Genomic DNA, 5,898 nt, shown 5'->3' with positions numbered 1-5,898 from the left:
GGCCCATTCCCACCCTCTCCTATGAAGAGGCCATGGAACTCTCACATTTCGGGGCAAAAGTACTTTACCCCCCCACCATACGCCCTGCACTGCAGGCGAACATCCCCATCCTGATAAGAAACACCTTCAAACCCGAAGAGCGCGGTACCCGGATTGAAGTAGATGGCAATCCCCACGGGCGCACGGTACGGGGAATCAGTTACGTGCCCGGTATTGCTTTGCTCTCCCTGGAAGGTCCGGGGATGATCGGAATTCCGGGTATCAGCCACCGTTTTTTTGAAGTCCTTTGGCAAAAGGAAATCAATGTTGTCTTTATTACCCAGGCATCTTCAGAACATTCTATTTGTGTGGGAATCCGGGAAAGCCAGGCATCCATGGCCTCAGAAGCAGTGAACCAGGCCTTTGAACGGGAAATTGAAAAAGGGGGGATCACCCCGGTTCGGGTAGAGACCGACCTTTCCATCGTCGCCCTGGTGGGAGACCGAATGAAACAGCATCAGGGCCTTAGTGGCAGGATGTTCAGCACCCTGGGGCGTAACAATGTCAATATCAGGGCCATTGCACAAGGCGCCTCCGAGCGAAATATTTCAGTCGTCATCGGCAGCAGCGATGTCAAAAAAGCGTTAAACACCCTGCACGAGGCCTTTTTTGAAGAACAGGTAAAGCAGTTGAACCTTTTTGTCATGGGGGTCGGCAATGTCGGTTCCCGCCTGCTGAACCAGATTCGGGAACAGCAAAAAGTGCTGAAAAAAGACTACCGCCTCCTTATACGGGTAGTCGGTATTTCCAATTCCCGTAAAATGGTATATCGGGAAAAAGGGATCCCGCTCGATCAGTGGGCCTCCGTCTTAGAAGAAGGGGTGCCCGCAAGCCCAAAAGGGTATTTTGACATGGTGCGCAAGGCAAACCTGAGAAACTCCATCTTTATCGACAATACGGCCAGCGCTGAAATATCTGGATGGTATGCCGCTTACCTCAAAGAGAGCGTGGCCGTGGTCACCTGTAATAAAATTGCCTGTTCGGATCGCTATTCCCAATATCTGGAGTTGAAGCACCTGGCGCGCACCTATACGGCCCCCTTTCTTTTTGAGACCAATGTCGGGGCGGGTCTCCCGGTGATCGACACTTTAAAGAACCTGGTACTTTCGGGAGACCGCATTCACAAGATACAGGCTGTTTTATCGGGGAGTTTAAACTTTATTTGGAACACCTACGACGGGACAGACCGTTTTGCCGATGTTGTTCGCGTCGCCCAAAAGGAAGGTTTTACAGAGCCGGATCCGAGAATCGACTTAAGCGGTATAGACGTTATGCGTAAAATCCTGATCCTGGCCCGGGAAAGTGGTTTTGCCCTGGAGTTAGATGACATCGAAAACCACTCTTTCCTGCCGGATGCCGCCCAGAACACCGCAGATACAGAAGCGATTTACAAGACCCTGGAGGAGGGGGAACCCCATTTTGAAAGGCTTTACAAGGCGGCTGATAAAGATGGAAAACGCCTGAAATACGTAGCAGAATTCAATATAGATTCTGCCATGGTAAAACTCGAGGCGATACCCCAGGGACACGATTTTTTTAACCTTAGGGGAAGCGATAATATTGTGTTGTTTTACACTGACCGGTACCCGGAACAACCTTTGATGATCAAAGGGGCCGGAGCAGGGGCAGATGTGACTGCCTCAGGGTTATTTGCAGATATCATCCGGGCCGGCAATTTCTAAAACCACCCGGAACAAAACAATTTATGGAATCTTCAAGCATTGCGATTTTTGCTCCGGCGACCATAGCCAACCTCTCCTGTGGCTTTGATGTACTGGGCCTTGCCCTTGAAGGGATCGGCGACCGGATGACAGTAGGCCTTACCCAGGAGCCGGGCGTACAGATAACAAGGATCACGGGGGCGAACCTGCCTATGGAGGCCGAAAAAAACGTCGCCGGGGTGGCGGCCATTGCCCTGCTTCAAGCTTCTGATTTTCAGGGCGGGGTGGTCATAGAAATTGAAAAGCAAATCCTCCCGGGCAGCGGAATCGGCAGTAGTGCCGCCAGCGCAGCCGGGGCCGTCTGGGCAGTAAACAAATTGTTGGGCGAGCCCTTTTCCCCAAAGCGCCTTGTGGGGTTTGCAGCCCTGGGGGAAGCCCTTGCCAGTGGCGCGCCCCATGCCGATAATGTGGCTCCCGCCCTCTATGGGGGAATCACCCTGATCCGCAGTTACGATCCCCTGGATATCGCACGCATCCACTGCCCTCCCCTCCTCTACGCCACCCTGTTACATCCTCAGATCGAATTAAAGACTTCGGATTCCCGAAGTATCCTCAAACGAACCATCACCCTGGAAAAGGGTATACGGCAATGGGGCAATGTGGGTGGCCTGGTAACGGGCCTCTTCACAGAAGACTACGGCCTGATCAGCCGGTCTCTGGAAGATGGCATAATTGAACCCCTGCGCTCCCTGCTGATCCCTGGATTTGAGGACTTGCGGGAGGCAGCCCTTAAGGCAGGTGCCCTTGGCTTTGGGATCTCCGGATCCGGACCTTCGGTCTTTGCCCTGAGCCGGGGAAAGGAAACCGCCTTGCATACCGAACAAAGCCTAATCTCATATTATAGTTCCCTGGGCATTCCTTTTAAAACGTACACCTCAGCGATAAACAAAAAAGGCGTTCGCCTGTGGGATGAACAGACAGATATTCTCATATAAGCCTACCCAGCCATGATGTATTACAGCCTGCAACGACAAGCGCCCGAGGTTTCTTTTAAAGAGGCTGCCCTCCGAGGGATTGCCCCGGATCGGGGACTCTATTTTCCTAAGGAGATCCCGCGATTTTCCTCAAAATTCTGGGGGGAATTACCCAATAAGGACTTCCTGGAAAGCGCGGTGCAGCTCATGCAGGCCTTTACGGGAGAATCCATTCCGCTCCCTGAGCTAAAAGCCATTCTTGAAAAAACGCTGAGTTTTGAGTTCCCCCTGCTTCCCCTGGAGTATTCGATTTCAGTTTTGGAACTCTTTCACGGGCCTACTATGGCCTTTAAGGATGTGGGGGCCACCTTTATGGCGGGGTGTCTCGGTTATTTCTCCGGGCAGACCGACCTGAAAACAGTGGTGCTGGTCGCTACCAGCGGGGACACAGGGGGCGCCGTGGCCCGTGGGTTTTTAAATGTACCCGGCGTGGAAGTTGTCATCCTCTACCCCAAAGATAAGGTTAGCGATATTCAGGAAAGGCAATTGACCACCCTTGGGGCCAATATCAGGGCTTTACGCGTACAGGGGACCTTTGACGACTGCCAGGCCCTTGTGAAGCGGGCTTTTCAGGATCCCGTCCTCTTTGAAAACCAGGCCCTGACCTCCGCCAACAGCATAAATGTAGCCCGGTGGCTGCCGCAGATGTTGTACTACCTAAGCGCCATACGGCAGCTTCCCCCTGAGGCCGCCCCTCCGGTTTTTTCAGTACCCAGCGGCAACTTCGGCAATCTCTGTGCCGGCCTGCTGGCATCTCAAATGGGCATGCCCGCTGCACATTTTATAGCCGCTACAAACCCCAACGATACCATTCCGAGATATATGGAATCCCGGAATTACGATCCCAAACCTGCGGTCCCCACCCTGTCCAACGCCATGGATGTGGCGGACCCGAGTAATTTTGTCCGGATCCGGGAACTTTTTAAAAACGATTTTCCAAAACTGGCGGCCAAGCTTTCCGCGTATTCCTATACCGATAAGCAGACGCTTGAGGCTATTCAAACCTTATTCCAATTTTACGGGTATATCGCCGACCCCCATGGAGCTGTGGGGTACCTTGGCCTTGTAAAATACCTGGAAGACCATCCAGGCCACACGGGGATCTTTCTGGAAACGGCTCATCCCATCAAATTCAGGGAGACCGTTGAAACTTGCCTGGATCGGGAACTGGAACTCCCTTTGCAAATCCGCGGACTTTTGGATCGGGAAAAGGTTTTTTCAGACATCAGCACCTATGAGGAATTGAGGGAAGCCCTGCGTTAAACCCGAATTTTACTCCCGGATTCTTCCAACTATTTTCAATACTTTTACATCCATCTAAAGCCTGGATCTTATGAAAGAAATTGCCCTTTCTGCTACCCACAAAACCCTTGGAGCTAAAATGGTTCCTTTTGCCGGATACAATATGCCTGTTTCCTACGAAGGCGTGACGGTGGAACACCAGACGGTACGCGAGGGCGTCGGGGTATTTGACGTCTCCCATATGGGGGAATTTCTTATCGAAGGACCCAGGGCCCTGGAACTGATTCAAAAGGTGACGTCAAACGATGCTTCCAAACTCGAAGTCGGGCGTGCCCAATACAGCTGCCTGCCCAATGAAACCGGTGGGGTTGTGGACGACCTGATCGTGTACCAGGTAAAACCGGAAACGTATCTTTTGGTAGTGAACGCGTCGAACATCGAGAAGGACTGGGCGCATATTTCCAAATACAATGAAGGAATCGGGGCCGAGATGCGAAACCTCTCTGAGGCCTATTCCCTTTTGGCTATACAGGGTCCCAAAGCCGCTGAAGCTATGCAATCCCTCTCCTCTGTTGACCTTGCGGGCATTCCTTTCTACCATTTTGTAGTGGGCGATTTTGCGGACATTCCGCACGTTATTATTTCGGCCACGGGCTATACGGGTTCAGGCGGTTTTGAGATCTATTGCAAGAATGACGAGGTGCAACAGGTCTGGGACAAAGTACTGGAGGCCGGAGCTTCTTACGGGATTAAACCCATAGGCCTTGCCGCAAGGGATACCCTCCGCCTGGAGATGGGGTATTGCCTCTACGGAAATGATATCGACGATACCACCTCGCCCCTGGAAGCCGGGTTGGGCTGGATTACAAAATTCACCAAGGACTTTGTAAACAGCGAGGCCCTTAAAGCCCAGAAGGAAGCCGGGGTAACGCGTAAACTGGTCGGTTTTGAACTTGAGGATCGCGGAATCCCGAGACAGGGATACACCATCACAGACACCGAGGGCACGCCTATCGGAGTAGTCACCTCGGGTACCATGTCCCCTTCCCTGGGTAAAGGGATCGGGATGGGGTATGTCCCCGTTTCCCATACGAAGCCCGGGACCACCATCGGGATTCAAATCCGTAAAAACAACCTGCCGGCTACCGTAGTCAGACCCCCATTCTACAAAGGGTAAGCAGAAACAAACGTGGAGCAAACTGGTAAGCGAATACTGATATTGGGAGGCAGCGGTTTCCTGGGGAACGCCCTGTATAAAGAGCTCTGCAATTACTACAATACTTTTGGCACCTATTGTTCGGCCCGAAGGAGTTTTGAGGATAACGGGCAATTCTTCCGATACGACATGCGGGAAGATGATATCCACCGCCTGCTGCAGGAAGTGAAACCCGATGTGGTCATCTCAGCCCTGAGGGGTGATTTCGCAGCCCAGGTACAAGCCCATGTTCACCTTACAGAATTCATCAGCCGCAAACGGATACGACTGTTCTTTCTCTCCTCCGCCAATGTATTTGACGCCTATAGCAAATACCCCTCCTATGAGTACGATAAAACCCTCTCGGAGAGCATCTACGGCCGGCTGAAGATCCGTATTGAGAATATGTTGCTCCGGCTTCACCCCCGGAAATCTGCCATCCTGCGGCTGCCAATGGTCTTTGGGAACACCTCCCCCCGAATCAAAGAAATCAAGGAAGCCCTGCATCAGGAGCAGCCCATTGAGGTCTTTCCAAACCTGGTGATGAATGTGACCTCGGACGATAAACTGGCGCAGCAGGTACATTATATGATCAACCGGAATAAATCCGGGATTTGCCACCTGGGCTCCAAAGACCTCGTACATCACGACGATTTCATCCGGGAAATCACCACCCACCTGAGCCCCAAGCACCCCGTATTCAAAAGGGTGTACACCACCAATGAAG

The 5,898-nt window shown here is 52.3% G+C and carries 5 protein-coding genes; all 5 read left to right on the top strand.

Annotated elements, in window-relative coordinates; genetic code table 11:
• On the top strand, positions 1-1,721 hold a 1,721-nt coding region (gene thrA / locus WBV75_RS14460; protein WP_424121289.1), incomplete at its 5' end, for a bifunctional aspartate kinase/homoserine dehydrogenase I.
• A gap of 23 nt (positions 1,722-1,744) precedes the next feature.
• Complete coding sequence (locus WBV75_RS14455; protein WP_424121288.1) at positions 1,745-2,695, top strand: homoserine kinase; 951 nt, start codon at positions 1,745-1,747, stop codon at positions 2,693-2,695.
• Between the two features lie 12 nt (positions 2,696-2,707).
• Positions 2,708-3,997 (top strand): threonine synthase, encoded by a 1,290-nt coding sequence (gene thrC / locus WBV75_RS14450; RefSeq protein WP_424121287.1) that lies wholly within the window; start codon positions 2,708-2,710, stop codon positions 3,995-3,997.
• A gap of 70 nt (positions 3,998-4,067) precedes the next feature.
• Positions 4,068-5,153 (top strand): glycine cleavage system aminomethyltransferase GcvT, encoded by a 1,086-nt coding sequence (gcvT, locus tag WBV75_RS14445; protein WP_424121286.1) that lies wholly within the window; start codon positions 4,068-4,070, stop codon positions 5,151-5,153.
• Positions 5,154-5,165: 12 nt separating this feature from the next.
• On the top strand, positions 5,166-5,898 hold a 733-nt coding region (locus WBV75_RS14440), incomplete at its 3' end, for a sugar nucleotide-binding protein (protein ID WP_424121285.1).

Origin of the sequence: Robiginitalea sp., from assembly GCF_049588695.1 — a bacterium.
Classification (GTDB): Bacteria; Bacteroidota; Bacteroidia; order Flavobacteriales; family Flavobacteriaceae; genus Robiginitalea.
The sequence above is the reverse complement of the archived record's forward strand: the minus strand, read 5'-3'. Positions and strand labels throughout refer to the sequence as shown.